Origin of the sequence: Lysobacter soyae (genome assembly GCF_019551435.1) — a bacterium.
GTDB classification, from domain to species: Bacteria; Pseudomonadota; Gammaproteobacteria; order Xanthomonadales; family Xanthomonadaceae; genus Solilutibacter; species Solilutibacter soyae.
The window spans coordinates 1,823,398-1,849,531 of the sequence record NZ_CP080544.1 but is presented as its reverse complement, the minus strand read 5'-3'; the positions used below and the strand labels follow the sequence as shown (position 1 = coordinate 1,849,531).

Sequence of the window (26,134 nt, the reverse complement as noted above, 5' to 3'; positions counted from 1 at the left end):
GGCCCGGCATGCGAAAATAGGCGGTTCCAAAGCCGCACTCCGGGATCCCGATGAGCGAATTCAGCGCATTTGACCACCAGATGATGACGCACGCCCTGCGCTTGGCAGAGCGCGGCGCGTTCACCGCCAAACCCAACCCGATGGTGGGTTGCGTCATCAGCAAAGGCGGACTCGTGGTGGGCGAAGGCTGGCATGTGCGCGCCGGCGAAGCGCATGCGGAAGTGATTGCCTTGCAAGCGGCCGGCGATGCCGCCAAGGGCGCCACGGCCTACGTCACCTTGGAGCCTTGTGCGCATACGGGCAAAACCGGCCCCTGTGCCGATGCGCTGATCGCCGCCGGCGTCAAACGCGTCGTGGCAGCCATGCGCGATCCGTTCCCGCAAGTGGACGGCGCGGGCTTTGAAAAATTGCGCGCGGCAGGGATTGAAGTACAAAGCGGTTTGATGGAAGCGCAGGCGCAGCGATTGAATCGCGCCTTTATCACTCGAGTGACACGCGGGCGCCCTTGGGTGCGTGTGAAGTTGGCCGTGAGTTTGGACGGACGCACCGCATTGGCGAACGGCGAGTCGCAATGGATCAGCGGTGAGGAGTCCCGGGAAGACGTGCATCGCTGGCGCGCGCGCTGTGGTGCATTGATCACCGGCGCCGGCACGATTTTGAAAGACGACCCGCAGCTCACTGTTCGCTTGCCGGCGGAAGAGGCGTTCGTTGCGCCACTGCGCGTTGTGCTCGATCCCGGTCTTGCCACCATCGCCCGCGGCCGCGTGCGCGAAGGTGACGCGCCCACGCTTTACATCCACGGCGAAACCACCAAAGTGCCGCGCGGATTCACTGCCGATATTGCCGCCGTGCCGGAAATTCAATCGCGTTTGGATTTGCACCGGGTGCTGACGCTGTTGGCAGAACGCGGCGTCAACGAAGTACAACTGGAAGCCGGCGCCACGCTCACCGGCGGTTTTCTCTCGCAAGGTTTGGTCGATGAATTGCTCGTCTATATCGCGCCGGTGATCATGGGCGATGCCGCCCGTCCGATGTTCGACGGTTTGCGCATCGAGCACATGTCCGAACGCGTGCGCTTCAAACAGATTGATCTTCGCAAATTCGGCGACGACACACGCGTCTTACTTGAACCCGTCCCGCTCGAAGCGAGGGAGCAACGCTGATGTTTACCGGTTTGATCCAAGGGGTGGGGCAGGTGTCGCGTCTGGAAGATTTGGGTGGCGATGTGCGCATCCACATTGATGTCGGCAGCCTTCCGTTCGACGCGGTGGACCTCGGTGAAAGTATTGCGGTGAACGGCACGTGCCTCACCGTGATCGCCTTTGACGCGCACAGCTTCGCGGCGGATGCCTCCAACGAAACCTTGGCACTCACCACGCTGGGCCGACTCAAAGCGGGCAGCCAGGTCAATTTGGAACGCGCCTTGCGTGCGAACGATCGCATGGGCGGTCATTTGGTCAGTGGTCATGTCGACGGCGTGGGAACCGTCACCGACATTCGTGAGGACGCCCGCGCGCAACGCTGGCACTTCCAAGTGCCGTCGGCACTGTCGCGCTATATCGCGAAAAAAGGATCGATTTGCGTTGACGGCGTCAGCCTGACCGTCAACGAAGCGGACGCGAACAGCTTTGAAGTCGCGCTCATTCCGCACACGGTTGAACACACCGCCTTCAAAACGACGTGCGTCGGCGACGCGGTCAATATCGAAGTGGATCTTGTCGCTCGTTATGTCGAGCGTCTGTTATCGGACAAGGAACAATAATGAGTTTCGCGCCTATCCCGGAGTTGCTGGAAGAATTGCGTCAAGGGCGCATGGTGGTCATCGTCGATGACGAAGACCGCGAAAACGAAGGCGATTTGATCATGGTGGCCGAACTCGTCAAACCGAGCGACATCAACTTCATGGTCACCCATGCACGCGGCTTGGTCTGTTTATCGCTCACCCGTGAACGCTGCAAACAACTGGGCCTGCCGCCGATGGTGCGGGACAATACCTCGCAGCACCACACTAACTTCACGGTGAGTATTGAAGCCGCCGAGGGCGTGACCACCGGCATCAGTGCCTATGATCGCGCGCACACGATTCGCACCGCGGTCCGTCCCGATACCAAACCCCAGGATTTGTCGCAGCCAGGTCACATCTTTCCCTTGCAGGCGCAGCCCGCGGGGGTGTTGGCGCGTGCGGGGCACACCGAAGCGGCCAGTGATCTCGCCATGTTGGCGGGATTCGAGCCGGCCGGTGTGTTGGTGGAAATCTTGAATGCGGACGGCACCATGGCGCGTCGCCCGGAGCTCGAAGTGTTCGCGCGCGAGCATGGTTTGAAAATGGGCTCGATCGAAGCCCTGATTCGCCATCGCTTGGAAACCGAACACACGGTGGAGCGTATCGAATCGCGTCCGATTGACACGCCCGCCGGCGAATTCATGCTGCATGTCTATCGTGATCGCGTTGATCACCAACTGCACTTCGCACTGCAAAAAGGTGAGGCGGTACGGGACCGTCCGAGCTTGGTGCGCGTGCACACGCGCAACACCCTGGCGGATGCCTTGCATTGGCGTCGCGGTGATTTCGGTGTGCCGAGCCTGGAGGCCTTGCGATGCATTGCCGAGGCGGGTCATGGCGCTTTGGTCGTCCTAGGTGAAACGGAGTCCACCGATGCTTTGTTGGCCCGTCTTCGTCAGGAGCCGATGCCCGAAACCAAGAAGGGAAACGCGGCTACGGCGGGCTGGCGCCAAAACGGCACGGGCAGCCAGATCCTCGCTGACCTCGGCTACGGCAAGCTGCGCGTGCTCGGTACGGCACGCAAGCAAGTGGGCATGGCAGGCTATGGCCTCGAGATCGTGGAAAACGTGCCGGTCCCGAACGGTTAAAATGGCAGCCCACCAAGGAGCACCCCATGCCGATTTTTGAAGGCGAGCTGCGCGCCCACCCGGATGCCCGGTTTGCAATCGTTGCCAGCCGCTGGAATTCGAAGATCACCGAAACCCTGATTGAAGGCGCGCGTTCCGCATTGACCGGCAATGGCGTGTCCGAAGCCATGATCGACGTGATTCGCGTGCCCGGCGCATGGGAGCTTCCGGTCGTGTGCGCCACGCTCGCAAAAGCGGGCGCGCATTCGGGCATCGTCGCCTTGGGCTGCGTCATTCGCGGCGACACGCGTCATTACGAACAAGTGGCCGACGGTGCATCCAACGGCCTTATGCAGGTACAAATCGACACGGGCGTGCCGGTGGCCAACGGTGTCCTCGCGGTCGAACAGTTTGAAGACGCCGAAGCACGCGCCGGCGGATCCCATGGCAACAAGGGTGAAGAAGCTGCGTTTGTGGTGCTTGAAATGGCCAATTTGCTGGAGCGTTTCCAATGAGTCGTACCCCCCATGGCGTTGATCCCGTTCTCCGTACGCGTGCGCGCCGGCGTGCGATGCAAGCCGTTTACGCATGGCAAATGTCGGGTGGGGAGGCACGTTCTGTCATTGCGCAATTCGCTCACGAGCAAGCACGAGAACAAGCCGATCTGATCTATTTCGAAGATCTGGTGCGCGGCGTAATCGAACACCAAGCCACACTCGATACCGCGCTCAACAAGTATCTCGATCGTGATGTGGACCAAGTCGATGGCGTCGAACGCGCTGTGCTGCGTATCGCCACCTACGAATTGCGTCATCGCATTGACGTTCCCTATCGCGTCGTGATCAATGAAGCGATTGAAACCGCCAAACGCTTCGGCGCCGAGCACGGCCACACCTTCGTCAACGGGGTGCTCGACCAAGCCGCGCTCGAATGGCGTGCGGTGGAAACCCAAGCGGGCAAACACAAATGAAGTCCGCGGGTGAGTTCGATTTGATCGAATTCATTCGCACACAACAAAGTGTGGTTCGCCCCGACGTGCTGTTGGGCATCGGTGATGATGCGGCCATGCTTCAGGCCCCCGCCGATCATGCATTGGTGATGTGCAGTGACACCCTGAATGAAGGTGTCCACTTCCCGGTCGGGACAGATCCCGAAGCCATCGGATGGAAATCCCTCGCGGTCAACCTCTCCGATCTTGCCGCGATGGGTGCATGCCCGTCGTGGTGCCTGCTCAATCTATGTCTGCCCGAATCCGACACCCGTTGGCTCGAGCGATTCACCAATGGGTTCTTCGAACTGGCGGCGGCACACGATGTGGTCTTGGTCGGCGGAGACACGACACGCGGACCGCTCTCCATTTCCGTGACGGCCTGTGGCTTCGTGCCCAGAGAACTGGCGCTGACACGTTCGGGCGCGAAAGTCGGTGATGACATTTGGGTGAGCGGCACTTTGGGCGACGCGGCACTCGCACTTCGTCGAATGCTGGCGGGTGAATCCGTGCCGGCTGAACTGATGGATGCGTTGGACCGACCGACACCCAGAGTGGCGCTTGGCAGCGCACTACGCGGATTTGCATCCTCCTGTATCGATGTCAGCGACGGCGTGCTGCAAGACTTGGGGCATGTGTGTGCCGCGAGCGGACTCGCCGCGGAAGTGGCGGGTGATTGGCTCCCGGTATCGGATGCCTTCGATGCTCTGGCTCCTCGCGAAGCGCGCCTTCAGCTGCAATCCTCTGGTGACGATTACGAACTCTGCTTCAGCGCGGCTCCGGGTTACCGCAACCTGCTCGTCGATTTGGCCGAAAAACTGGATCTGCGATTGACGCGGATCGGGAGCTTCACCTCAGGACAGGGCGTGCATCTGACGCAAGCAGGACGCCTGTCCGCTTTGGAAAAACGCGGCCACGCGCATTTTTGATTGCGCGCTCCGCCAGTCGACACCCGACAACTAGCGATACACATCATCCACGCGAAACGCATCACGGACGTGGAGAAAATCCAGTGAATCCATATCGCCCTTCACGCAGACCACATCAAAACGACAAGGACGCTGCGCGAGCCGCGGGTGGCGCAAGAGGAACATCTCAGCGGCGCGGATGAGCTTGCGTTGCTTATGCCAATCGACGGACGCCAGTGCGCCGCCATGGGTGTCGCGAGCGCGATAGCGCACTTCGACAAACACCAGTGCCTCGCCGTCGAACATCACAAGATCGATTTCGCCGACGCGCGCGTGGGCATTCTCCTTGAATGGTGTCAGTCCTTTCCCACACAAGAAAAAACGCGCAGACCTTTCGATCTGCGCGCCTTGGGCACGACGGTCGTTACGTTCAGCGCCCGGTGGAAACCGGTACGCCATTGCGGTACACCGACCATTCCGGATCGCGCACGATCAAACCGGTGTTGTTCAAGCCGAGTTTGCCGGTAGCGCCATTCAAGCGGAACTCGCCGGACGCGATGCGTCCGAGGAAAGCGGTGATCAACCAAGCGTCACTGCCGAAGTCGCGCAGGCGCGACGCGGCCTTGCCTGCACCTTGGCTTTCCACGTCGTAATCGAGCGGGAATTGAATGCCGTCCAGCAGCGCCATGTTGGTCGCGCCGGCGTTGCCCAGTTGGATTTGCGAGGTCGCCATACGCGGCGCAGTGGCCACGGCCGTGCCTGCCAGCAGCGGAATCACCGCGCGGACCACGTCACCGCGTGCGGAGAAAAACACGCCGTCAATTTTTCCGCCGGCTTGCGTCTCGGCGGCAATCGCGGCGGCAAGATCCGCTTGCAAGGTATCGGATTTCGGGTTCACCAAAACCGGTGCGCTGGCGTGCGCATTTTGCAGCTTGTATTGCGCGGAAAATGCGTTGGCCGCACGTCGTTGCGTCGCGTCGGAAGAGGTGAACACCAACACATGCTTCAAGTTGGCGGTGCGCATGGCATTGGCAACGGCGATGGCTTCATCTTCCGGCGTCAATGCAAAGCTCAGGCTGCCTGCGGGTGTCGCTGCTTGCGCGCGATTGAGTGCCAACACCGGCACCGTCAATTCGGCATCGGGCTTGGCAAACAGCGAAGACACCTCGTCCTTCAACAACGGACCGACCACATAGTCGGAACCATCCGCGACGGCTTTGGCATAGGCGGCGGACACCCCTTGCGCGGTGTCGTAAAACTTCACCGGCGGGCGGGCGCGTTTTTCGTTGTAGTAAGCGGCGAGGAATCCGTCACGCACCGGTTTGGCGGCGGTGGCGGCGCTGCCCGACAAGGGCAGAAGCACTGCCAATTTGTTCGGCGGTTGGTAGCCGTCACGGTCCGCGGGCGCGCGCTTGCTCATGTCGTACAAGGTGGTGTTGCGAACGACATCCGCCGCTTTCGGAGCGATATTCACGGTACGGGTGCCGGCACACGCACCCAATAGCATGGTGGCGGCGATCACGGCGCTCAACTTCAAGGTCACGGGGCGCATGCGGTCCTCCATCGGTCAAGGTTAGGATTCTACCTTTCCCCGCATGTGAATCCCGGTGATGAAGTCTGAAAATGGTGTCCTCCATGTGGTGGCCACACCGATCGGCAATTTGGGCGATATCAGCGAGCGGGCGCTGTCCGTACTGCGCTCGGTGGATCTGATTTGCGCCGAAGACACACGTCACACCCGTCCCTTGCTCGCGCATTTCGGCATAGACAAACCGCTCTTCGCCTTGCACGACCACAATGAAGAAGCGGCATCGGCGCTCATCATCGAGCGCATGCAATCCGGCGCATCGGTGGCCTTGGTGTCGGATGCGGGCACGCCGTTGGTCAGTGATCCGGGTTTTCGACTGGTACGCGCAACGCGCGAGGCGGGCATCAAAGTCACGCCGGTTCCGGGTGCATCGGCATTGATCGCGGCGCTGAGCGTGGCAGGCTTGCCCAGCGATAAGTTCGTCTTCGAAGGGTTCCTGTCGAACAAGGCTTCGGCGCGCAGAGAACGCATGCAACAACTCGCGGTCGAGCCCCGCACCCTCATTTTTTATGAGTCTTCGCACCGCATCGTCGATCACTTGGAAGATGCATTGGCGGCATTCGGCGCCGAGCGGCATATCGTGATTGCACGTGAACTCACCAAACTGTTCGAAACCGTGCTCGACGGATCAATCGAACAAGTGCTCGCCCGCGTCAAGGCGGACAGCAACCAACAAAAAGGCGAATTCGTGGTCTTGGTGTCGGGTGCCCCCGCCGCGGCGGATTCGAAATTGCACGAGGGCATGCGCATCTATAAGGCACTCACAGCCCATCTCAAACCGTCGGTTGCCGCCAAGATCGCCGCTGAATTGAGCGGTGCACCGCGAAAAGCCCTGTATGGCGGCAGCGCGGAAGCGTGAGACAATGCCGGCGCGGAGTCGGCCAGGCAATCGCGGCGCGCAAGCGTCGAGGAAAGTCCGGGCTCCATAGGGCGCGATGCCAGGTAACGCCTGGGCGGTGAAAGCCGACGGAAAGTGCAACAGAAAGATACCGCCTAAGTCTGTTTCGGCAGAACGGTAAGGGTGAAATGGTGCGGTAAGAGCGCACCGCGAGCCGGGCAACCGGCCGGTACGGCAAACCCCATCGGGAGCAAGACCAAATAGGGAGGCTATGCTGCGGCCCGCAGTGTCTCCGGGTAGGTTGCTTGAGTTTTGTGGTGACACAAAGCCTAGACGAATGATTGTCCACGACAGAACCCGGCTTATCGGCCGGCTCCGCACTCTCCTGTATGTTGCGTCGCAACATAAATGGCAAGCGCCGATTTTCGACCCTCTTGAACCTGAACAGGGCTATATCGAAAATGGCCAATCTCAATATTTGAGACAAAACAAATGCTTGTGGATAAACCTTGAACAACTTTCTAAAGTCGTTCGCAAGTCATTGACTGGATTGATGATTCGACGAAAAAACGCTTGTTGACATCTTTTGGTCAACTGCTAAGGTGGGCGTCAGTGGGAAGCCGTGGGATTCTGTGGTTTCCAGTGGAAAGACCCATTCGCCCTTCGAGTCGTAGAACCTCCAGACCATGTTCCAAGGTGAGACCTCCATCACGGTAGACGACAAGGGCAGGCTGGCCATTCCGGCGGTCTATCGCGATGCCGTGGCCGAGCAGGGCAACCGTTTGGTCTTCACCTACAACCCCTACGAAAACGGCTCGCTGTTCATCTACCCGGTCGCGGTCTATGAAAAGGTTCGCGAGCAAGTCGCCAAGCTGCCCAATTCCTCGAACAAGCATCGTCAGCTGCAACGCAAGTTGATCGGTTCGGCCGCCGTTGTCGACGTGGATGGTAGCGGCCGCATCAGCATCCCGCAAAGCATGCGTTTGACCCTCGGTATCGAGAAAAAAACCATCTTGCTCGGCATGGATGATCGCTTCGAACTCTGGACGGAAAAAGCGCATCAAGCGCAAATCGAACAAACGGTGGGCGACGACATCACGCCCGAAATGCTGGAGCTGAGGATTTAACGTGGCAGCGGTAGACGCGAATACGCGCGCCGAACACCTGCCAGTGATGTTTGCAGAAGTGATCGAGGCACTGCGGGTGAAAGAAGACGGTACCTATTTGGATGGCACGTTCGGACGCGGAGGTCACGCGCGCGGTGTGTTGTCGAAATTGGGTGCCAACGGTCGCTTGCTGCTGATGGACAAGGATCCGACGGCAATTGCCGAAGCGCAAAAAAACTTCGCCGGCGACGCGCGTGTCGCGATCTATCAAGGTAGCTTCGCAGATCTGGCCGAGTGGGACGCCACCGCCGAAGGTCTGGATGGCATCTTGTTCGATTTGGGCGTGTCCTCGCCGCAGTTGGATGTGGCTGAGCGCGGCTTCAGCTTCAGCAAGGACGGTCCGCTCGACATGCGCATGGATACCACGCGCAGCCCGAGTGCCGCGGAATGGATCGCTGAAGCATCTGAAAAAGACATCGCCGATGTGCTCTTTCTGTACGGTGAAGAGCGCCAAAGCCGCCGCATTGCACGCGCGATTGTGGAAAAGCGTGCGATCGCGCCGATTGTGCGTACCGCCGAATTGGCGAGCCTGATCGCGCAGGTCATGCCGCGCGGTCGTGACGGTATTCATCCGGCCACGCGCAGCTTTCAAGCCATTCGCATCTTCATCAATCGCGAGCTCGAAGACTTGAAGCTCGGCTTGAATGCCGCCCACGCGCGTCTGCGTCCGGAAGGGCGCCTTGCCGTGATCAGCTTCCATTCCCTCGAAGATCGCATCGTCAAGCAATTCATCGCGCAGCATGCCAAGGCCCCGGCCGGCAACCGCCGTATGCCCGAAATCAAAGCGGCGCCGCTCACGCTGCGTGAAATCGGCAAGGCGGCAAAAGCAGGCGCGGAAGAAGTGTCGATGAATCCGCGCGCACGCAGTGCTGTGTTGCGCGTGGCCGAGCGCACGATGGAGGTGGCGGCATGATGCGCTGGTTCATTTTTGCCGTGCTGTTGGTCGCCAATGTGGCAACCGGTTTGTCGGTGGCCTATGACCGTTTTCGCCACCGCCAACTGTTCGCGGAACTGCGCAAACTGGAAAAAGCGCGCGATGAATTGGATCTTCAATTCAGTCAGCTGCAACTCGAACAGGCCACGATGGCTGAGCCGACGTTGATTGATCGCGCGGCGCGCGAGCATCTCGGGATGATCAATCCGACGCCGCAAGACACCGTGGCGGTGCGTCCATGAACTTTCGTTCCAACCGCGGCAACAACAACCGTGGCAACGGCGCACCGCGCGTGGCGCGCTCGCGCTATGACGTGCGCAAGCGCTTGATGATTGTCGGCGGTTTGCTCGGCTTGTCCTCGTTTGCATTGCTTGCTTTCGCGGTCGATCGCCAAATCATCCACTCCGATTTCTATCGCAAAGAAGGCAACGAGCGGTATCAGCGCGATGTGGAGATTCCGACCAATCGCGGCATGATCACCGATCGCCATGGCGAGCCTCTAGCCGTGTCCACGCCGGTGATGTCGTTGTGGGTCAATCCGCAAGACATTGCCAACAATCCGCGTGAGATCGACCGCCTGGCCGATGCCTTGCAATATCCGCGCGCGGAGATGGCGCGCATGATCTCCGAAAAGTCGAAGAAAGAATTCCTCTGGCTGCGTCGTCGGATTAATCCGGCTGCCGCGCAGAAAGTGCTGGCCTTGCGTATTCCCGGTGTTTACGGGCAGCGCGAGTTCAAGCGCTTCTACCCGCAAGGTGAAGCAATTGCCCACGTGCTCGGTTTTACCAATATTGACGACCACGGTCAGGAAGGCATGGAGTTGGCCTTTGACGAATGGTTGAGTGGTAAGCCGGGCAAGCAACGCGTCTTGCGTGATCGTCGCGGTCGCGCGGTGGAAAGTGTCGATCTGTTGAAAGCAGCGGAGCCCGGAAAGGATTTGGCGCTCAGCATCGATCGTCGTATCCAGTACCTGACCTATCGCGAACTGAACAAGGCGGTGGAAGAAAGCGGCGCCATCAGTGGCACCGCCGTCGTGTTGGATATCCGCACCGGCGAAGTGCTGGCCATGGCCAATGTGCCGTCGTTCAATCCGAATGCCGTCAGCGGCAGCAAGCAAGACGCCCATCGCAATCGCGCGGTGACCGACTTGTTCGAGCCCGGCTCCACCATCAAGCCGTTGACGGTTGCGGCTGCCTTGGAAGCGGGCAAGATCACGCCGAACACCTTGTGGAACACGTCGCCGGGTTGGATCGCCAACGGCCGTTACCAAACGAAAGATACGCATAATTACGGCACGCTGACGACCACCGGGCTCATCACCAAGAGCTCGAACGTCGGCATGTCGTTGGTGGTGCGTCGACTGAGCGATCGCCAGTTCTACGACTTCATTCGCAAGATGGGCTACGGCCAGCGCACCAATAGCGGTTTCCCGGGCGAAGGTGCGGGCATTCTCGCCGATCCTTCGCGTTGGGACGGAACGCAAAAGCAAACGATGTCCTACGGCTACAGCTTGTCGGTGACGCCACTGCAAGTGGCGCGCGCCTATGCCACCTTGGCCAACAACGGCACCGCACATACCCCGACCTTCCTCAAGGGCGGTAGCGACGAAGGCAAGGAAGTGCTCTCGCCAAAAGTCGCGCACGAAGTCATGAAGATGATGCAAACCGTGACGGAGCCGGGCGGCACCGCCACGCAGGCATCGATTCTCGGCTATCACGTTGCCGGTAAAACCGGTACGGCTCGCATTGCCAGCGGTGGCGGTTATTCACGTCGCTATTTCGCCTTTTTTGCTGGTGTGGCGCCGGTCGACAATCCGCGCTTTTCCATGGTGGTGGTGCTGAACAGTCCCGACGCGTCGAAGAAGGGTTACTACGGCGGCACGGTTTCCGCCCCGGTGTTCCGCAACGTGATTGAAGGCGCGCTGCGCTTGGACGATGTCCCGCCGGATGATTTGCAAAGCTGGCTCGCCGCCAACAGCAAGACCAAGGCACCTGCAGCCGCTGCCAAGGTGGTGACGCCATGAGCGCAGCCATGTCCTTGTCCACACTGCTTGAAGGCTTTGCTTCGGTCTCCAATGACGTGTCGGTGCGCGGATTGAAACAAGACAGCCGCTTGATCCGGCAAGGTGACGTTTTCGTTGCCATCCTGCCGCCGCGTGGCGAAGGCAGCCAACACGGCCTGCGTTTTGCCGACGCCGCGCGCGCCAACGGTGCCGTCGCCATCGTTTATGAGGGTCCGGTCGCGGAAGGCATCGACATTCCGGCGGATGCGATTGAAGTCAAAGGGCTCAGCACGCATTTGGCCGTTCTCGCCAATCGCCTTTATGGCGACGTCACCGAATCGATGGAAATCGTGGGTGTGACCGGCACCAACGGCAAAACCTCGACTACGCAACTCATTGCACAAGCCTGGAGCCGGCTTGGCGAAACCGTGGGCACCATCGGCACGTTGGGTGCCGGCCTGCACGGCAAAGAAGTCGCCACCGGGTTCACCACGCCGTTGGTGTTGGAAACCCATGCATTGATTGCCGACATGCGCGCGCAGGGCGCAAGCGCCTTGGTGATGGAAGTCAGTTCCCATGCTCTCGATCAAGGTCGTGTGGATGGCATCGCATTCGATATTGCCGTTTTCAGCAATCTGACACGTGACCATCTCGATTACCACGGCAGCATGGAAGAATACGGCGCGGCAAAACGTCGCCTGTTCCAATGGCCGACACTGTCGCATGCCGTGATCAACGTGGACGATGCGTTCGGCGCGACGCTGGTGGCGGATCTTGCGCCGAACGTGCAAGTTATCCGCACCAGCGCCGAAGGTGCGTCGGAAGCAGACGTTCGCGCCAAAAACCTGCGCTTCAACACCGACGGCATCCATTTCGATTTGTATATCGCTAACGAGATGCACGCGGTGCATTCGTCCTTGCTCGGTCGTTTCAACGTCGACAACCTGCTCGCCGTTGCCGGCGTGCTGCGCGCGCAAAACCATGGTGGCAAAGACATCGCCGGTGCATTGGGCGCACTGCGTCCCATCCACGGACGCATGAACAAATTGGGCGGCGGCGATCAGCCGCTGGTGGTGATCGACTACGCACACACCCCGGACGCCCTCGAACAAGCATTGAAAACCTTGCGCATCCACACCGACACCCAACTCATTTGTGTCTTCGGCTGCGGTGGCGACCGCGATACCGGCAAGCGGCCGCAGATGGGCGCGATTGCCGAACGATTGGCGGATGTCGCCATCGTGACCGATGACAATCCGCGCACTGAAGACGGCGATGTCATCGTTGCCCAGATTCTCGAAGGCATGCAATCACCCGCCAATGTCGAAGTCATTCGCGATCGCGCGCATGCCATCAAGACAGCCATCCAAACTGCGCGTGCCGGCGACGTGGTGCTCATTGCCGGGAAGGGGCATGAGGACTATCAAGAAGTCAACGGCGAACGCCATCACTTTGATGACACCGAAGTGGCGCGGGCGGTCCTGAGCTATCCGTTCCCGGACGGCAATGTGCAATTGGGGGGCGCGCAATGAAGTCACTCCAATTGGCAGATATCGCACGCATGAGTGGCGGTCGGTTGTTCCAAACCGATGACGCCAATGCGTCGATTGATGCTGTCTCCATCGATACCCGCACGCTCGCCACGCAAGACGGCCGCATTCTGTTTATTGCCTTGAAGGGTGAAAACTTCGACGGCCATGACCACTTGGCGCGCGCAGTGGAAGCGGGCGCTGTCGCGGTGTTGGTATCGCGTCAGTTCGCCGATCTCGCCGTACCGCAAATCGTTGTGGCCAACACGGAATTGGCGCTCGCCGCCTGGGCTGGCGCGATGCAAGCCGCGCGTGCCACGCGCGTTGCGGCCCTGACCGGCAGCAACGGCAAAACCAGTGTGAAAACGCTGCTGCTGTCGATCTTGAATGAAGCCGGTGGTGCCTACGCCAATCCCGGCAACCTCAATAACGAAATCGGCCTGCCGTTGTCAGTCCTTGCGGCACCCGAAGAGGCTGCCATCGCCGTCTATGAAATGGGCGCGGGCAAACCGGGTGACATTGCCTACCTGACACGTGTGGCAGCGCCTGATGTGGCGCTCGTCAACAACATCGCACCCGCACACTTGGAGCGCATGGGCAGTTTGCTGGGCGTCGCCGATACCAAGGCCGCCATCTACGACGCGCTGAAAATCAACGGTACCGCCGTCATCAACGCCGATGACGCGTTTGCGGGCTATTTTGCTGAGCGAGCCCAAGGTCGCCGTGTGCTGCGCTTCGCGCTCGACGCCAGCGCGGATGTGATCGCCACAAGTATCCGCTGCGACGCCGACCAATCGCAATTCGACTTGCATATGCCAATCGGCAACGCCGGGGTCGTGTTGAAAATGCCGGGTCGACACAATGTTGCCAATGCATTGGCTGCGGCGTCGATGGCAATGGCATTGGATGTGCCTTTCGCGCAAATCGTCGCGGGGCTGGAAAACGCTGAACAAGTGAAAGGTCGCTTGTTGCCGCATCGCTTGTCGAACGGTTCTGTCCTGATCGACGACAGCTACAACGCCAACCCGGGTTCGCTCGCCGCCGCGATAGACACTCTGGCGGCCGCGAAAGGCGAGCGTTGGCTGGTGCTGGGTGACATGCGCGAACTCGGCGACGATGCCGTAGCCCTGCATGCGGAAAGCGGCCGTCGCGCCAAAGCGGCGGGAATCCAACGTCTTTACACCTTGGGCGAGTTGAGCGCAGCAGCCGCTGCCGCGTTCGGCGAAGGCGCCTACAGATTTGAAAGCCATGCCGCCTTGGCTGCACAACTGGTCGCCGACCTGACGTCGCCGGTACGGATTTTGGTCAAAGGCTCACGGAGCAGTGCGATGGATCGCATCGTCAACGCATTGCTGGAGGGGGAAGATCATGCTGCTTGAATTGTTTCGCTATCTTGAATCGATGCAGCGCCACTTCGGCCTGTTCAATTACCTGACCTTCCGCGCGATCCTCGCCGCGCTCACCTCACTCGCGTTGTCGCTGTGGTGGGGTCCGGTCGTCATTCGCTATTTGGCCAGTCTGAAAAGCGGCGGCCAACCGATCCGCACCGACGGCCCGCAATCGCATTTCTCAAAGGCGGGCACGCCGACCATGGGCGGTGTGTTGATCCTGCTCACCATCTTGGCCACCGTGTTGTTGTGGGGTGATCTGCGCAACAAATACGTCTGGATTGTGTTGTTTGCGATGGTTGCCTACGGCGCGATCGGCTGGTGGGACGATTGGATCAAGATCGTCAAGCGCGATCCCAACGGGATGAAGTCGCGTTGGAAATATTTGCTGCAATCCCTGTTCGGTCTGGCGATCGGCATTTACTTGTGGAAGTTCGCCAGTGTGCCGGCGGCGACCACCTTCTATGTGCCTTTGTTCAAGTCGGTGGCTTTGCCGCTCGCGGGCATTGGCTTTGTCGCCATTGCCTATTTTTGGGTGGTGGGCTTCTCCAACGCGGTGAATCTCACCGATGGCCTCGATGGCCTCGCGATCATGCCGTCAGTATTAGTTGCTTGTGGCCTGGGTGTGTTTGCTTATGCCTCGGGCCATGCCGAGTTCTCCAAGTACCTGCAAATTCCGCAAGTGCCGGGCGCTGGTGAATTGCTCATCGTCTGCACCGCGATTGCCGGTGCCGGCCTTGGCTTCCTGTGGTTCAACACCTATCCCGCGATGGTGTTCATGGGCGACATCGGCGCCTTGGCTTTGGGTGCAGTGCTCGGCACCGTCGCCGTGATCGTGCGTCAGGAATTGGTGCTGGTGATCATGGGCGGCATTTTCGTGATCGAAACCCTGTCGGTGATGATCCAAGTCGCCTCGTTCAAGCTGACCGGCAAGCGCGTCTTCCGTATGGCACCGATCCATCACCATTTCGAATTGAAAGGTTGGCCGGAGCCGCGCGTGATCGTGCGTTTCTGGATCATCTCGGTGGTGCTGGTCTTGATCGGTCTCGCGACCCTGAAGGTGCGCTGATGGCCGCAGTGATGAACCGTCCGTTTTCGCATCAGGCCACGCGCGTGGATGCCATCGGTGGGCACTACGACACCTGGCTGTTGCTCTGCATCACCTCACTGCTGGCCTTCGGCACGGTCATGGTGGGCTCGGCGTCATTCCCCGAAGCGGTGGATAACGGCGGTGGTCCTTTCGCCTTTCTCATCAAACACGTGGTGTTTTTAGTCGCGGGTCTCGCTGCCGCTTACCTTGTCATGCGCACCGAGCTCAAAGACATCGAACGTTACAGCCATTGGTTCCCGATCGTCGCTGCGGTACTGCTGTTGTTGGTGTTGGTGCCGGGGCTCGGTATCACCGTCAAAGGTGCGCGCCGCTGGATCGGCTACGGTCCCGCGCGCTTCCAACCGGTGGAAGCCGCGAAACTGTTGATGATCGTTTGGCTCTCCAGCTATCTGGTGCGCTTCCGCGATGAGGTCGGCGGCACTTGGGCGGCCATGTTGAAGGCATTGGGCGTGGCTTTGTTCCTTGGTGCGATTCTGCTGTCGGTGCAAAAGGATTTCGGCTCGACGGCATTGCTGCTCGCGCTCACCGCCGGCATGTTGGTGATGGGCGGCGTGCAATTGAAGCGCTTGATCCTGCCCTTGTTGATTTTGCTGCCGGCTGCGGCGCTGATGATCATCATTGAACCGTATCGCGTGCGCCGCCTGACCTCCTACATGGATCCGTGGAGCGATCCGCAAGGGTCCGGCTATCAGCTGACCAACGCGCTGATGGCCATCGGCCGCGGTGAATTCTGGGGCGTGGGTTTGGGCGGCTCCGTGCAAAAACTCAGTTACCTGCCGGAAGCACACACCGACTTCATCATGTCGGTGATTTCAGAAGAGCTCGGATTCGTCGGCGTCTGCTGTTTGATGCTGGTTTACGGCCTTTTGGTCGGCCGCGCGTTCTGGGTTGGCTTGAAGTGCGTTGAAATGGGTCGCTACTTCTCCGGCTTCTGTGCCTTCGGCATCGGTTTGTGGATCGCGATCCAAAGCTTCGTCTCAATGGGCGTCAATGTCGGCTTGCTTCCGACCAAGGGTCTGACCTTGCCGTTGATTTCCTACGGTGGTTCCAGCTTGACGATCGGTTGCATCGCCATGGGTTTGCTGCTGCGCGTGTCTTTCGAGCTCAACAAAGCCATGCGTCAACGTCATGTGTTGCGCGGTGACAACAGCCGTGATGAAGCGCCGATGCCGGCGGTCGCAGACGCGGAACGTCTGCAGTTGCGTGATGTGTTGCCGCCGCTCAGCAATGTCGCCGATCGCGTCGCCAGCCTGCTGCGCCGGACGGAAAAGGACGCCGCCGTCGGTGGTGCGCGTCGTGTTGAACCGGTGATGCAGTCGGAGAGCCGACGATGAGCAAGCAGGGCCCGGTCATGATTCTGGCAGGCGGAACCGGTGGGCACATTTTCCCCGGTCTCGCTGTGGCGCAGGTGTTGCGTGCCCGTGGTGTGGACGTGCGCTGGATGGGCGCGCGTGATGCCATGGAAACCCGTCTCGTGCCGCAAAACGACATTGCCATCGACACTATTCCGGTGAAGGGCGTGCGTGGCAAAGGGCTCGCCGCGTTGGCCACCATGCCGTTCAAACTGTTGCGCGCGATTATCGGCGCCCGCCAAATTCTGGCGCGTCATCGCCCGCGTGCGGTCATCAGCTTCGGCGGTTACGCTGCCGGTCCGGGTGGCATCGCGGCACGTTGGTTGGGCATTCCGTTGTTGGTGCATGAACAAAATCGTGCGGCCGGCATGACCAACAAGACCTTGGCAAAATTTGCAAAAGTCGTGATGACCGGATTTCCGGATACGTTCGAAGAAGAAACCGTGGTCGGCAATCCGGTGCGCGACGTGATCGCCAATATCGAATCGCCCGCCACGCGTTTGAATCGCGGTCAACACACCCTGCGTTTGCTCGTGTTGGGCGGCAGTCAAGGCGCCCGCGCTTTAAACGACGCGGTGCCGGTGGCCATCGCCAAGAGCGGATTGACTGTGGAAGTGCGGCATCAATGCGGCGAACGCCAAGCCGACGAAGCGCGTGCGGCCTATGCCGCTGCCGGCGTTGAGGCCAGCGTCGAGCCGTTCATCACCGACATGGCGCAAGCCTATGCTTGGGCGGATTTGTTGGTGTGCCGCGCCGGTGCACTCACCTTGGCGGAAGTGTGTGCCGCCGGTGTGGCCAGCGTCCTGGTGCCGTTCCCGCAAGCTGTGGATGATCATCAAACGCGCAATGCCCGTTACCTGGTGGATCACGGTGCCGCCGTGTTGCTGGCACAAGGTGACAGCCTTGCCGAAAACCTGACCGGTGTTTTGCGCGATCTCGGCAATGACGAGCGACGCCGCTTGGCCATGTCCTTGTGCGCACGCACGCTCGCGAAACCCGATGCCGCCAATCGTGTCGCGGATCTTGCACTGGAGGCCGCCGCATGACTTCGACCATTCATCAGCGCCGCCTGCAAAATGCGGGGGATCTTTCCAAGCAATTCCGTCGCGTGCACTTCGTCGGCATCGGCGGCGTCGGCATGAGCGGCATTGCCGAAGTCTTGTGCACGCTAGGCTATCAAGTGTCGGGCTCGGACCAATCCGAAAATGCCGCGACCTTGCGTTTGCAACAGGCCGGCGCCGAAATTTTCAAGGGTCACGCTGCGGCCAATGTCTTGGGCGCGGATTGCATCGTGGTGTCTTCGGCGATTCGCAAAGACAATCCCGAGTTGATGGAAGCGCGTGCACAACGCATCCCGGTCGTGCCGCGCGCGGAAATGTTGGCCGAGCTGATGCGTTTCCGTCGTGGCATCGCGATCGCCGGCACGCATGGCAAGACCACCACCACCTCACTGACCGCCAGCGTGCTTTATGAAGGCGGCTTGGATCCGACCTTCGTCATCGGTGGCAAATTGCTGGCCGCGGGCTCGAATGCCAAGTTGGGCGACAGCCATTGGTTGGTGGCGGAAGCGGACGAAAGCGATGGCAGCTTCTTGCGCCTCAATCCGTTGATTGCCGTCATCACCAACATCGATGCCGATCACTTGGAAAACTACGGTGGCGATTTCGCCAACGTGCGTTCCGCTTTCGAAGAATTTCTGCATCGTCTGCCGTTCTACGGCTTGGCCGTGCTTTGCATCGACGATGACAACGTGGCTGCGCTCGCCGAGAAAACCCTGCGTCACGTGGTGACCTACGGTTTCCATGAAGATGCCGATGTGCGTGCCGACAGCGTCAGCCAAGTCGGTGGGGCGATGCATTTCGACCTGTGCTTGCCTGATGGCACCTGCACAGCGGTGAAGTTGGCTTTGCCGGGTCGCCACAACGTGCAAAACGCGTTGGCTGCGTCTGCGGTCGCTTGGCAGTTGGGCGTCCAACCACAGAAGATCGCCGCGGCCTTGGAAAAATTCAAAGGCATCGGCCGTCGCTTCAACGAGCTGGGGACCCTGCAGCTGGCCAACGGCGGCGAAGCCACGTTGGTGGACGACTACGGCCATCACCCGAAGGAATTGCAAGCGGTGTTCCAAGCGGCGCGTGGCGGCTGGCCGGAGCGTCGCTTGGTCGTCGCTTTCCAACCCCACCGCTACAGCCGAACGCGCGACCAGTTCGACGATTTCGCCATGGTGCTCTCGGAAGTCGATGCGCTGTTGCTGACCGAAGTCTATCCGGCCGGTGAGGCACCGATTGCCGGCGCCGACAGCAAATCGCTCGCCCGTGCCATCCGTACGCGTGGTCGCGTCGAACCGGTGGTCGTCGAGCGTGCCGCCGATTTGCGCGCCGCCTTGGCGGATGTGCTGCAGGACGGCGATCTGGTTCTGATGATGGGCGCCGGTGACATCGGCGCCGCCGCACAAAACATTGCACGCGATGGCCTCGCGGCAAACGAAGGAGACAGCAACGCATGAACGTGCCGGCACAGCGCACGCAAAACCCCTCGGACTTCGGCAATGTCGCCGTGCTGATGGGTGGTACTTCGTCGGAACGCGAAGTGTCATTGAATTCCGGCGCGAACGTCCTTGAGGCGCTCACGTCAAAAGGCGTGAACGCCTTCGCGGTGGATGGCATTCCGGCGTTGGTGCAAGCGATCCAAACCGGCAAGGTCGATCGCGTCTTCAACATTCTGCACGGCAATCACGGCGGCGGCGAAGACGGTGTCTTGCAAGGCCTGCTCGATGCACTGGGAGTGCCTTACACCGGCCCCGGCGTGTTGGGTTCCGCACTGACCATGGACAAGATCCGCACCAAACAAGTGTGGATTGCCGAAGGCCTGTCCACGCCGCGCTATGTGCGCCTCAATCGCGGTGACGATGTGCGTGAAGCCGCGAAGTCCTTGCAATTGCCGGTGTTCGTCAAGCCTTCTTGCGAAGGTTCGAGCGTCGGCGTCTCCCGCGTGTTGGAAGACAAGGACTTGGACGACGCCGTGCGCGTCGCCCAAGAGTACGACGGTGAAATGCTCATGGAGCAACTCGTTGTGGGCGACGAGCTGACTGTTGGGATTCTGGGCGACATCGCCTTGCCGTCCATCCGCATCGTGCCCAAAGGCGAGTGGTATGACTACCACGCGAAATACATCGCTGACGACACGCAATACCTTTGCCCGGGTCTGGAAGGCGAAGACGAAGCGGCCATTCGCGCGCTGGCTTTGAAGGCCTTCAAGGCCGCCGGTTGCACCGGTTGGGGCCGGGTCGATGTGATGCGCAACCGCGCCGACAACAAGCTCTACTTGTTGGAAGTAAACACCGCGCCCGGCATGACCAGCCACTCGTTGGTGCCGAAGGCCGCGCAACAGATCGGCATCAGCTTCGAGAATCTTTGCTGGCGCATCCTTGAGATGACGCTGCCTGAGGAGGTCGCTGCTTGAACGCACCGGCGCGCCTGACCGTGGGACTGATTGCGATCGCCTTGATCGCAATGCCGCTGCTGCTCGTCTTGAGCGGTGTCGTCGGCAGCTCACGTTTTCCGCTGCGCACGCTGCGCGTGGAAGGTCAGGTCACGCGCGAACATGCGCTCGAGTTGCAGCGCGCTTTGGCACCCCATGCCAAGAAAGGGTTCTTCGCCATCCGTGTGCCCGAAACGCAGCAAGATGTCGCGCGATTGCCGTGGATCGACAAGGTGGAAGTGCGCAAGCGCTGGCCGGATGTGATTGAAGTCCAGATCACCGAGAACAATCCCTTCGCCTTCTGGGGCAAGGACCAATTGGTCTCGACACGCGGCACGCTTTATCCGCGCTCCAAGGGCATTGCTTTGCCGAAGGGCATGCCGCAGTTGGATGGCGATCCGCGTTACGTCGGCGCCGCGCTCGCGTTGTACGCCAAATCACAAGATCTCTTCGCGGCCACCGGCAATCGCGTACGTGCATTGAACGCCGATGCACGCGGCAGCTGGTCGTTGACCTTGCAAAACGGTGTGCAGGTGGTGGTCGGCCGTCACGACGCCGAATCACGCATCGCACGCTTCGCCGGCATTTTGCCCAAGCTCGCCGCCGAACAACCCAACCGTGTGCTCGAGCGCGCGGACCTCCGCTATACAAACGGCTTTGCCCTGCGTTGGGGATCGCAGGTCAAGCCCACAGAAAAAACACAGGATCCGGCATGACCCGCAAAGGCGACAAATCCCTCATCGTTGGTTTGGACATCGGTACGTCCAAGATCACGGCATTGGTGGGTGAATTCACACCCGGTGACGTCGGTGTGCACAATCCCATCGACGTGATCGGCATCGGTACGCATGAATCGCGCGGCCTGAAGCGCGGCGTCGTGGTGGATATCGAATCCACGGTGCATTCCATTCAACGCGCGCTTGAGGAAGCCGAACTCATGGCCGGCTGCGAAATCCGCAGCGTGCATGCGTCGATCACCGGCAACCACATTCAATGCCGCAATTCGAAGGGCATCGTGCCGTTGCGTGATTCGGAAGTCACCTATGACGACCTCGACGCCGTGCTCGAAGCCGCGAAGGCCGTCGCCATTCCGTCCGATCAACGCATCCTGCACGCGATTCCGCAAGAATACGTGCTTGACGATTCGCAAGAAGGTATCCGCAATCCGGTCGGCATGAGCGGCGTTCGTCTCGAAGTGCATGCGCACTTGGTGGTGTGCGCTGAGTCGGCCGCAGCCAACATCACCAAGTGCATCCAACGCGGTGGTTTGAAAGTGGATGACCTCGCCTTGTCATCGCTGGCCTCGGCGACCGCTGTCCTCACTGATGACGAACGCGAACTCGGTGTCGCCCTGGTGGACATCGGCGCCGGCACCACCGATCTCGCCGTCTTCATCAACGGTGCCATCGCGCATACCGCCTCGATTCCGGTGGCAGGCGACCACGTCACCAACGACATCGCGCACATGCTGCGCACGCCGACCCCGGAAGCCGAGCAAATCAAGGTGCGCTATGCCTGCGCCCTGGCACAGCTCGCCACCGCGGAAGAATCGATCCAAGTGCCGAGCGTCGGTGATCGTCCGCCGCGTCGGATGCCGCGTCATGCCTTGGCCCAGGCGGTGCAGGGTCGTTACGAAGAAATTTTCGAAATGGTGCAGGCCGAACTGCGCCGCGCCGGTCTCGAACCGCAAGTGCGCGCCGGCATGGTGTTGACCGGTGGCGCCGTGCGCATGGAAGGCGTGGTCGAGTTGGCCGAAGAAATGTTGCAAATGCCGGTGCGTATCGGCATTCCGCAAAAAGTCGCCGGCCTCGGCGAAGTGGTGGGCAACCCCGAACACGCCACCGGCGTGGGTCTGTTGTTGCTCGGCACGATGGCCGACACGCCGCGTCGCACACGTTCTATCTTGCCGGTCGGCAACGGCGCGGGCGGTCTCGGGCAAATGATTTCGCGATTCAAGAATTGGTATCGCGGCGAGTTTTGAGTTTCAGCAACAAAGCGGTGGGCAGGGCAGGACGGCAACGCAACATCCCAACTTAAAAAAACCAATAAACAAAACTAAAAACGAGAGGACACAACAATGGGACACTTCGAACTGGTTGAAAAGCTTGCACCGAATGCGGTGATCAAGGTGGTTGGCGTCGGTGGTGGCGGTGGCAATGCCGTCGCGCACATGGTTGCCAATCAAGTGGAAGGCGTGGAATTCGTGGTGGCAAACACCGACGCGCAAGCCATCAAAAAAATCGGTGCCAAAACGCATCTCCAACTTGGCAGCAACGTCACCAAGGGTCTTGGCGCAGGTGCCAACCCGGAAGTCGGCCGCCAAGCAGCATTGGAAGATCGCGAACGCATCATGGACGCGTTGCAAGGCGCCGACATGGTCTTCATCACCGCCGGCATGGGCGGTGGCACCGGTACCGGCGCGGCACCGGTGGTAGCGCAATTGGCCAAAGAAATGGGCATCCTGACCGTCGCTGTCGTGACCAAGCCGTTCCCGTTTGAAGGCCCGCGCCGTATGCAAACCGCGCAAAAGGGCATCGAAGAACTGGCCCAACAAGTCGATTCGCTCATCACCATTCCGAATGAAAAGCTGATCACCGTGCTCGGCCGCTCGGCCACCATGGTGCAAGCGTTCCGCGCCGCCAACGACGTGCTGCAAGGTGCGGTTCAAGGCATCGCCGATCTGATCGTCCGTCCGGGTGTCATCAACGTCGACTTCGCCGACGTCCGCACCGTGATGAGCGAAATGGGTCTGGCCATGATGGGTACCGGTATCGCCAAGGGCGACGACCGCGCCCAAGCCGCCGCGGAAGCCGCGATCCAAAACCCGCTGCTCGACGACGTCAACCTGTCGGGCGCCAACGGCATCCTGGTCAACATCACCGCAGGCCCGGATTTCACCATTTCCGAATTCAGCGAAATCGGTGCCACGATCGAAAACTATGCATCGGAAGATGCCACCGTCATCATCGGCACCTCGTTGGATCCGGACATGCAAGACGAAGTCCGCGTCACCGTCGTGGCCACCGGCCTCAACCCGGCTGCCGCCCGTTCGGTGCGTCCGTCGCAGGGCCATGGCATGGAACGTGAAAGCAGCCGCGTGCGCGCGCCGAAAATCGAACTGGTTCGCCAAACCGAAGCCAAGCGCGACGGTACCACCGGCCAATTCGTGACCACGGCCATCGACGATGTCGCCGATCCGTACAACCCGACCCAAAGCATCTCGCGCAGCCTGCGTGAGCGCGGCACGGGCACCACGGAAGCGGCAGCGCCGGCGATCGCCGACCTCCCCAACGACTACCTGAACATCCCGGCTTTCCTGCGCCGCCAAGCAGATTGATTTAGAAAAGTTGTCCTCTCTTTTGGCCGCCGGCCTCACGGCTGGCGGCCGGTTTTGGCACTTTCCTCACATTCAGCTTCACGGGTTCAGATTTAAGCTTTGGTGTTAAGCTTTCTGCCCCCCAAGGGTCGATTCCCGTCGATGATTCAACAACGCACGCTCAAGAATGTCATCCGCGCCACCGGCGTCGGTTTGCATGGCGGCGAAAAGGTCTATCTCACATTGCGTCCCGCACCGGTGGATACCGGCGTGGTGTTTCGTCGTGTGGATATGAACCCGGTTGTTGAGATCCCCGCCAGCGGCGAGCTGGTCGGCGAAACCACCCTTTGTACGGGTCTCATCAAGGGCGATGCCCGTGTGATGACGGTCGAACATTTGTTGTCTGCACTCGCGGGCCTGGGCATCGACAACGTCTTTGTCGAACTGTCGGCGCCGGAAGTGCCGATCATGGACGGCTCCTCGAGCCCGTTCGTTTTCCTGCTGCAATCCGCCGGCATCGTCGAGCAGAACGCAGCCAAGAAATTCATCCGAATCAAGAAGACCGTGGAAGTGACGGAGGGCGACAAGCGCGCCGCCTTCGAACCTTACGACGGCTTCAAGCTCGATTTCACCGTCGTTTTCAATCATCCGGCCATACCGCAGTCGCTGTCGCGCGCGGAGGTCGAGTTCTCGAGCAACGCCTACGTCCAGGAAGTGAGCCGTGCGCGCACCTTCGGTTTCATGCGCGACCTCGAATACATGCGCGAGCGCAACCTCGGCCTCGGCGGCTCGATGGACAACGCCATCGTGCTGGACGAATTCCGCGTGCTCAATGACGACGGCCTGCGTTACCAGGACGAATTCGTCCGCCACAAGATTCTCGATGCCGTGGGCGATCTCTACCTCACCGGCCATCAAGTGTTGGGCGCCTACACCGGCTTCAAATCCGGCCATGCCTTGAACAATCGTCTGGTCCGCGCGGTGCTGGCCGATGTCAGTGCTTGGGAGATTGTGACGTTTGAGGACGCCAACCAGGCGCCTGCGACGGTGGCGGGCATCTACCCCAACTTGGTGGTGGCTTGATTTTCCTTCTCCGCGTAAGTGGAGAAGGTGCCCCGAAGGGGCGGATGAGGCGCTTCACCCCTCTCCTCCGCATTCATCTTCACACCCCGTTCACACTTTAAGCCTTCCTTAACACCCCGTACGGAAACCGCCGCTAACATGGCACGGCTCCGGTAACCGCGGTCAGCTGTTATCGGATTCGTGGCCTCGCTTCTGTGCGTCGGCCAACAGGTGACGGATGGTGCGTAGCGCTGTTCGTTCGCTGGCAGGCAAGGGCGGTTGCGCCCGGCCGCTGGCAGATGGGGGTACCGGAAACGGATTGCGTGCCACCCGCACCTTGAGCTCCGCAACATCCAGCCCGACGGAACGGGCAGAAGCAATAATTGGCTCCGCCGAAAGCCGCAAGCGATTCGCCCAAACCGGCCCATCCACCAAATACACCAAGGTCCGCCCTTCGATATTGGCAAAGCGCGCATGCGCGACCAACTCGCGGGGCAATGCCGTCGACAGTTGCAGACCCACTTTGCCAAGCCATGCGGCACGACGAAGCGGATCCGCCAACGCCGATTGCATGGCCACGTCCACCACGTTCCGCGGTTTACGCGCAGGGCGGGGGGGCGAACCCGAACCAAAGGAATTTCGTGAAGACATCGCGCATCCAGAAACAATTCAACTACTTTACCGAAACCTTCGTGACACCGAAGGTGCAACAAGCCGCCAAAGCCATTTCGCAACGCCCGTTGTGGGCCGGCGGCGCCTTGTTGGGCATGGGCCTCCTGGCCGGCTTCGGCATTCAATTCAGTGTGCAACAGGGCGAAGTCCTGAAGTTGCGCAGCCTGCAAGCCCAGCAATCCCATCAAATCGAACTGACGCGCAAGAATGCCCAGCGTGAATTGAATGCGATGTCGGCACGCCTTGCGGAAATGCAGGCAGACGCCACCCGCCTCAATGCCCTCGGCAAGCGCTTGGTGGAGACCAGCGGCCTCGAAGGCGGCGAATTCAACTTCGATCAACCGGTCGGTACCGGTGGTGGTGGCCCGGCGTTCGACATTCCGCCGGAAGCTTTCAGCAAGAGCCTCGATAGCACGCAAGCCCAGCTGCAAAGCACCGGTGCCCAGTTGGAAGTGCTGCAAAACCTGCTCAGCTCGAATATGGCCGCCTCGCGCTTCCTGCCTTCACGTTCGCCTACCAACAGCCCGATCATCACGTCGAGTTTCGGTCTGCGCGCTGATCCGTTCGGTGCCGGTGGACAGTTCCATAAGGGCATTGATTTCAGCGCCGATTACGGCGATCCGGTGTTTGCGGTGGCCGATGGTGTGGTCAGCTTTGCCGGTGTCCGCACCGGCTACGGCAATGTCATCGAAGTGGATCACGGCAACGGCTATGTCACCCGCTATGCGCACAATTCGGCGCTGATCAAACAAGTGGGCGACCTGGTGCGCAAAGGCCAAGCCGTGGCGAAAGCCGGCTCGACCGGCCGTTCCACCGGCGTCCACGTGCACCTGGAAGTCTGGAAAAACGGCGCCTACGTCAATCCGACACCGTTCTTGCAGTCGCAGAACAACCGCGCCGTGGCGCATGGATAAAGCTTAATGTGGCGGTGCGGTCGGCCTTGCATACAGGCA

26 protein-coding genes and 1 other RNA gene are annotated in these 26,134 nt (G+C 60.4%); 24 read left to right on the top strand and 3 right to left on the bottom strand.

The features are described 5' to 3' along the window. The first annotated feature begins 50 nt into the window (after positions 1 to 50). From ribD to thiL, 6 genes are read left to right on the top strand one after another with little or no spacing between them, the layout of a single operon-like run. The gene (gene ribD / locus H8L67_RS08920; RefSeq protein WP_220379478.1) at positions 51 to 1,163 is read left to right on the top strand and encodes a bifunctional diaminohydroxyphosphoribosylaminopyrimidine deaminase/5-amino-6-(5-phosphoribosylamino)uracil reductase RibD; all 1,113 of its coding nucleotides are present in this window, start codon (positions 51 to 53) and stop codon (positions 1,161 to 1,163) included. Next, positions 1,163 to 1,762, top strand: a complete 600-nt coding sequence (locus H8L67_RS08915) for a riboflavin synthase (protein ID WP_220379477.1) — start codon at positions 1,163 to 1,165, stop codon at positions 1,760 to 1,762. Before ribD ends, H8L67_RS08915 begins: the two co-directional genes overlap by 1 nt. Then, positions 1,762 to 2,871 carry a 3,4-dihydroxy-2-butanone-4-phosphate synthase gene (gene ribB / locus H8L67_RS08910; protein WP_220379476.1) on the top strand — a complete coding sequence of 370 codons (1,110 nt, stop codon included), beginning with the start codon at positions 1,762 to 1,764 and terminating at the stop codon, positions 2,869 to 2,871. The genes H8L67_RS08915 and ribB overlap by 1 nt, the downstream gene beginning before the upstream one ends. A gap of 26 nt (positions 2,872 to 2,897) precedes the next feature. After that, positions 2,898 to 3,365 (top strand): 6,7-dimethyl-8-ribityllumazine synthase, encoded by a 468-nt coding sequence (ribH, locus tag H8L67_RS08905; RefSeq protein ID WP_220379475.1) that lies wholly within the window; start codon positions 2,898 to 2,900, stop codon positions 3,363 to 3,365. Then, positions 3,362 to 3,820, top strand: a complete 459-nt coding sequence (nusB, locus tag H8L67_RS08900; RefSeq protein ID WP_220379474.1) for a transcription antitermination factor NusB — start codon at positions 3,362 to 3,364, stop codon at positions 3,818 to 3,820. The genes ribH and nusB overlap by 4 nt, the downstream gene beginning before the upstream one ends. Then, positions 3,817 to 4,767 carry a thiamine-phosphate kinase gene (thiL, locus tag H8L67_RS08895; protein WP_220379473.1) on the top strand — a complete coding sequence of 317 codons (951 nt, stop codon included), beginning with the start codon at positions 3,817 to 3,819 and terminating at the stop codon, positions 4,765 to 4,767. The genes nusB and thiL overlap by 4 nt, the downstream gene beginning before the upstream one ends. Before the next feature lie 30 nt (positions 4,768 to 4,797). Here thiL and H8L67_RS08890 read toward each other — a convergent pair whose 3' ends face one another. Together H8L67_RS08890 and H8L67_RS08885 are read right to left on the bottom strand one after the other, a co-directional pair. After that, positions 4,798 to 5,205, bottom strand: a complete 408-nt coding sequence (locus H8L67_RS08890) for a YraN family protein (RefSeq protein WP_220379472.1) — start codon at positions 5,203 to 5,205, stop codon at positions 4,798 to 4,800. Continuing rightward, the gene (locus H8L67_RS08885) at positions 5,177 to 6,298 is read right to left on the bottom strand and encodes a penicillin-binding protein activator (RefSeq protein ID WP_220379471.1); all 1,122 of its coding nucleotides are present in this window, start codon (positions 6,296 to 6,298) and stop codon (positions 5,177 to 5,179) included. Before H8L67_RS08885 ends, H8L67_RS08890 begins: the two co-directional genes overlap by 29 nt. A 58-nt stretch (positions 6,299 to 6,356) precedes the next feature. Here H8L67_RS08885 and rsmI point away from each other — a divergent pair, with 58 nt between their 5' ends. The 17 genes from rsmI to lpxC all read left to right on the top strand — a co-directional run bounded on the left by rsmI (position 6,357) and on the right by lpxC (position 24,530). Beyond that, positions 6,357 to 7,193 (top strand): 16S rRNA (cytidine(1402)-2'-O)-methyltransferase, encoded by an 837-nt coding sequence (rsmI, locus tag H8L67_RS08880; RefSeq protein WP_220379470.1) that lies wholly within the window; start codon positions 6,357 to 6,359, stop codon positions 7,191 to 7,193. Positions 7,194 to 7,207: 14 nt separating this feature from the next. Further along, an RNA gene (rnpB, locus tag H8L67_RS08875) (RNase P RNA component class A) lies at positions 7,208 to 7,553 on the top strand. 305 nt (positions 7,554 to 7,858) lie between these two features. Beyond that, complete coding sequence (gene mraZ, locus H8L67_RS08870) at positions 7,859 to 8,299, top strand: division/cell wall cluster transcriptional repressor MraZ (protein WP_220379469.1); 441 nt, start codon at positions 7,859 to 7,861, stop codon at positions 8,297 to 8,299. Position 8,300: 1 nt separating this feature from the next. Further along, complete coding sequence (rsmH, locus tag H8L67_RS08865) at positions 8,301 to 9,251, top strand: 16S rRNA (cytosine(1402)-N(4))-methyltransferase RsmH (RefSeq protein WP_255555956.1); 951 nt, start codon at positions 8,301 to 8,303, stop codon at positions 9,249 to 9,251. Beyond that, the gene (gene ftsL / locus H8L67_RS08860; protein ID WP_434063398.1) at positions 9,248 to 9,514 is read left to right on the top strand and encodes a cell division protein FtsL; all 267 of its coding nucleotides are present in this window, start codon (positions 9,248 to 9,250) and stop codon (positions 9,512 to 9,514) included. Before rsmH ends, ftsL begins: the two co-directional genes overlap by 4 nt. Beyond that, complete coding sequence (locus H8L67_RS08855; protein ID WP_220379468.1) at positions 9,511 to 11,295, top strand: peptidoglycan D,D-transpeptidase FtsI family protein; 1,785 nt, start codon at positions 9,511 to 9,513, stop codon at positions 11,293 to 11,295. Before ftsL ends, H8L67_RS08855 begins: the two co-directional genes overlap by 4 nt. Before the next feature lie 8 nt (positions 11,296 to 11,303). Then, complete coding sequence (locus H8L67_RS08850; RefSeq protein ID WP_220380800.1) at positions 11,304 to 12,806, top strand: UDP-N-acetylmuramoyl-L-alanyl-D-glutamate--2,6-diaminopimelate ligase; 1,503 nt, start codon at positions 11,304 to 11,306, stop codon at positions 12,804 to 12,806. After that, on the top strand, positions 12,803 to 14,182 hold the full coding sequence (locus H8L67_RS08845) for a UDP-N-acetylmuramoyl-tripeptide--D-alanyl-D-alanine ligase (protein WP_220379467.1): 1,380 nt from the start codon (positions 12,803 to 12,805) through the stop codon (positions 14,180 to 14,182). The genes H8L67_RS08850 and H8L67_RS08845 overlap by 4 nt, the downstream gene beginning before the upstream one ends. Further along, complete coding sequence (gene mraY / locus H8L67_RS08840) at positions 14,172 to 15,260, top strand: phospho-N-acetylmuramoyl-pentapeptide-transferase (protein ID WP_220379466.1); 1,089 nt, start codon at positions 14,172 to 14,174, stop codon at positions 15,258 to 15,260. Before H8L67_RS08845 ends, mraY begins: the two co-directional genes overlap by 11 nt. A gap of 11 nt (positions 15,261 to 15,271) precedes the next feature. Further along, entirely contained in the window at positions 15,272 to 16,636 is a 1,365-nt protein-coding gene (gene ftsW, locus H8L67_RS08835; RefSeq protein ID WP_220380799.1) for a putative lipid II flippase FtsW, read from the top strand. Next, positions 16,633 to 17,700 carry an undecaprenyldiphospho-muramoylpentapeptide beta-N-acetylglucosaminyltransferase gene (gene murG, locus H8L67_RS08830; RefSeq protein WP_220379465.1) on the top strand — a complete coding sequence of 356 codons (1,068 nt, stop codon included), beginning with the start codon at positions 16,633 to 16,635 and terminating at the stop codon, positions 17,698 to 17,700. Before ftsW ends, murG begins: the two co-directional genes overlap by 4 nt. After that, complete coding sequence (murC, locus tag H8L67_RS08825) at positions 17,697 to 19,157, top strand: UDP-N-acetylmuramate--L-alanine ligase (protein ID WP_220379464.1); 1,461 nt, start codon at positions 17,697 to 17,699, stop codon at positions 19,155 to 19,157. The genes murG and murC overlap by 4 nt, the downstream gene beginning before the upstream one ends. Beyond that, on the top strand, positions 19,154 to 20,113 hold the full coding sequence (locus tag H8L67_RS08820) for a D-alanine--D-alanine ligase (protein ID WP_220379463.1): 960 nt from the start codon (positions 19,154 to 19,156) through the stop codon (positions 20,111 to 20,113). The genes murC and H8L67_RS08820 overlap by 4 nt, the downstream gene beginning before the upstream one ends. Continuing rightward, the gene (locus tag H8L67_RS08815; protein WP_220379462.1) at positions 20,110 to 20,847 is read left to right on the top strand and encodes a cell division protein FtsQ/DivIB; all 738 of its coding nucleotides are present in this window, start codon (positions 20,110 to 20,112) and stop codon (positions 20,845 to 20,847) included. The genes H8L67_RS08820 and H8L67_RS08815 overlap by 4 nt, the downstream gene beginning before the upstream one ends. Beyond that, the gene (ftsA, locus tag H8L67_RS08810) at positions 20,844 to 22,112 is read left to right on the top strand and encodes a cell division protein FtsA (protein ID WP_220379461.1); all 1,269 of its coding nucleotides are present in this window, start codon (positions 20,844 to 20,846) and stop codon (positions 22,110 to 22,112) included. Before H8L67_RS08815 ends, ftsA begins: the two co-directional genes overlap by 4 nt. 96 nt (positions 22,113 to 22,208) lie before the next feature. Further along, on the top strand, positions 22,209 to 23,468 hold the full coding sequence (gene ftsZ, locus H8L67_RS08805) for a cell division protein FtsZ (protein WP_220379460.1): 1,260 nt from the start codon (positions 22,209 to 22,211) through the stop codon (positions 23,466 to 23,468). 141 nt (positions 23,469 to 23,609) lie between these two features. Then, positions 23,610 to 24,530, top strand: a complete 921-nt coding sequence (gene lpxC, locus H8L67_RS08800) for a UDP-3-O-acyl-N-acetylglucosamine deacetylase (RefSeq protein WP_220379459.1) — start codon at positions 23,610 to 23,612, stop codon at positions 24,528 to 24,530. 162 nt (positions 24,531 to 24,692) lie between these two features. Here the strand turns inward: lpxC and H8L67_RS08795 are convergent, their stop codons facing one another. Continuing rightward, positions 24,693 to 25,082 (bottom strand): DciA family protein, encoded by a 390-nt coding sequence (locus H8L67_RS08795; protein WP_220379458.1) that lies wholly within the window; start codon positions 25,080 to 25,082, stop codon positions 24,693 to 24,695. 68 nt (positions 25,083 to 25,150) lie between these two features. On the opposite strand from H8L67_RS08795, the gene H8L67_RS08790 reads away from it, so the two are divergent. Then, positions 25,151 to 26,095 (top strand): M23 family metallopeptidase, encoded by a 945-nt coding sequence (locus tag H8L67_RS08790; protein WP_255555954.1) that lies wholly within the window; start codon positions 25,151 to 25,153, stop codon positions 26,093 to 26,095. Positions 26,096 to 26,134 lie beyond the last annotated feature (39 nt).

Excerpts from the sequence above, each read along its gene's own strand:
- ribD (WP_220379478.1), top strand. The coding sequence starts at position 51 with ATGAGCGAATTCAGCGCATTTGACCACCAGATGATGACGCACGCCCTG.
- H8L67_RS08915 (WP_220379477.1), top strand. The coding sequence starts at position 1,163 with ATGTTTACCGGTTTGATCCAAGGGGTGGGGCAGGTGTCGCGTCTGGAA.
- ribB (WP_220379476.1), top strand. The coding sequence starts at position 1,762 with ATGAGTTTCGCGCCTATCCCGGAGTTGCTGGAAGAATTGCGTCAAGGG.
- ribH (WP_220379475.1), top strand. The coding sequence starts at position 2,898 with ATGCCGATTTTTGAAGGCGAGCTGCGCGCCCACCCGGATGCCCGGTTT.
- nusB (WP_220379474.1), top strand. The coding sequence starts at position 3,362 with ATGAGTCGTACCCCCCATGGCGTTGATCCCGTTCTCCGTACGCGTGCG.
- thiL (WP_220379473.1), top strand. The coding sequence starts at position 3,817 with ATGAAGTCCGCGGGTGAGTTCGATTTGATCGAATTCATTCGCACACAA.
- H8L67_RS08890 (WP_220379472.1), bottom strand. The coding sequence starts at position 5,205 with ATGGCGTACCGGTTTCCACCGGGCGCTGAACGTAACGACCGTCGTGCC.
- H8L67_RS08885 (WP_220379471.1), bottom strand. The coding sequence starts at position 6,298 with ATGCGCCCCGTGACCTTGAAGTTGAGCGCCGTGATCGCCGCCACCATG.
- rsmI (WP_220379470.1), top strand. The coding sequence starts at position 6,357 with ATGAAGTCTGAAAATGGTGTCCTCCATGTGGTGGCCACACCGATCGGC.
- mraZ (WP_220379469.1), top strand. The coding sequence starts at position 7,859 with ATGTTCCAAGGTGAGACCTCCATCACGGTAGACGACAAGGGCAGGCTG.
- ftsL (WP_434063398.1), top strand. The coding sequence starts at position 9,248 with ATGATGCGCTGGTTCATTTTTGCCGTGCTGTTGGTCGCCAATGTGGCA.
- H8L67_RS08855 (WP_220379468.1), top strand. The coding sequence starts at position 9,511 with ATGAACTTTCGTTCCAACCGCGGCAACAACAACCGTGGCAACGGCGCA.
- H8L67_RS08850 (WP_220380800.1), top strand. The coding sequence starts at position 11,304 with ATGTCCTTGTCCACACTGCTTGAAGGCTTTGCTTCGGTCTCCAATGAC.
- H8L67_RS08845 (WP_220379467.1), top strand. The coding sequence starts at position 12,803 with ATGAAGTCACTCCAATTGGCAGATATCGCACGCATGAGTGGCGGTCGG.
- mraY (WP_220379466.1), top strand. The coding sequence starts at position 14,172 with ATGCTGCTTGAATTGTTTCGCTATCTTGAATCGATGCAGCGCCACTTC.
- ftsW (WP_220380799.1), top strand. The coding sequence starts at position 15,272 with ATGAACCGTCCGTTTTCGCATCAGGCCACGCGCGTGGATGCCATCGGT.
- murG (WP_220379465.1), top strand. The coding sequence starts at position 16,633 with ATGAGCAAGCAGGGCCCGGTCATGATTCTGGCAGGCGGAACCGGTGGG.
- murC (WP_220379464.1), top strand. The coding sequence starts at position 17,697 with ATGACTTCGACCATTCATCAGCGCCGCCTGCAAAATGCGGGGGATCTT.
- H8L67_RS08820 (WP_220379463.1), top strand. The coding sequence starts at position 19,154 with ATGAACGTGCCGGCACAGCGCACGCAAAACCCCTCGGACTTCGGCAAT.
- ftsA (WP_220379461.1), top strand. The coding sequence starts at position 20,844 with ATGACCCGCAAAGGCGACAAATCCCTCATCGTTGGTTTGGACATCGGT.
- ftsZ (WP_220379460.1), top strand. The coding sequence starts at position 22,209 with ATGGGACACTTCGAACTGGTTGAAAAGCTTGCACCGAATGCGGTGATC.
- lpxC (WP_220379459.1), top strand. The coding sequence starts at position 23,610 with ATGATTCAACAACGCACGCTCAAGAATGTCATCCGCGCCACCGGCGTC.
- H8L67_RS08795 (WP_220379458.1), bottom strand. The coding sequence starts at position 25,082 with ATGCAATCGGCGTTGGCGGATCCGCTTCGTCGTGCCGCATGGCTTGGC.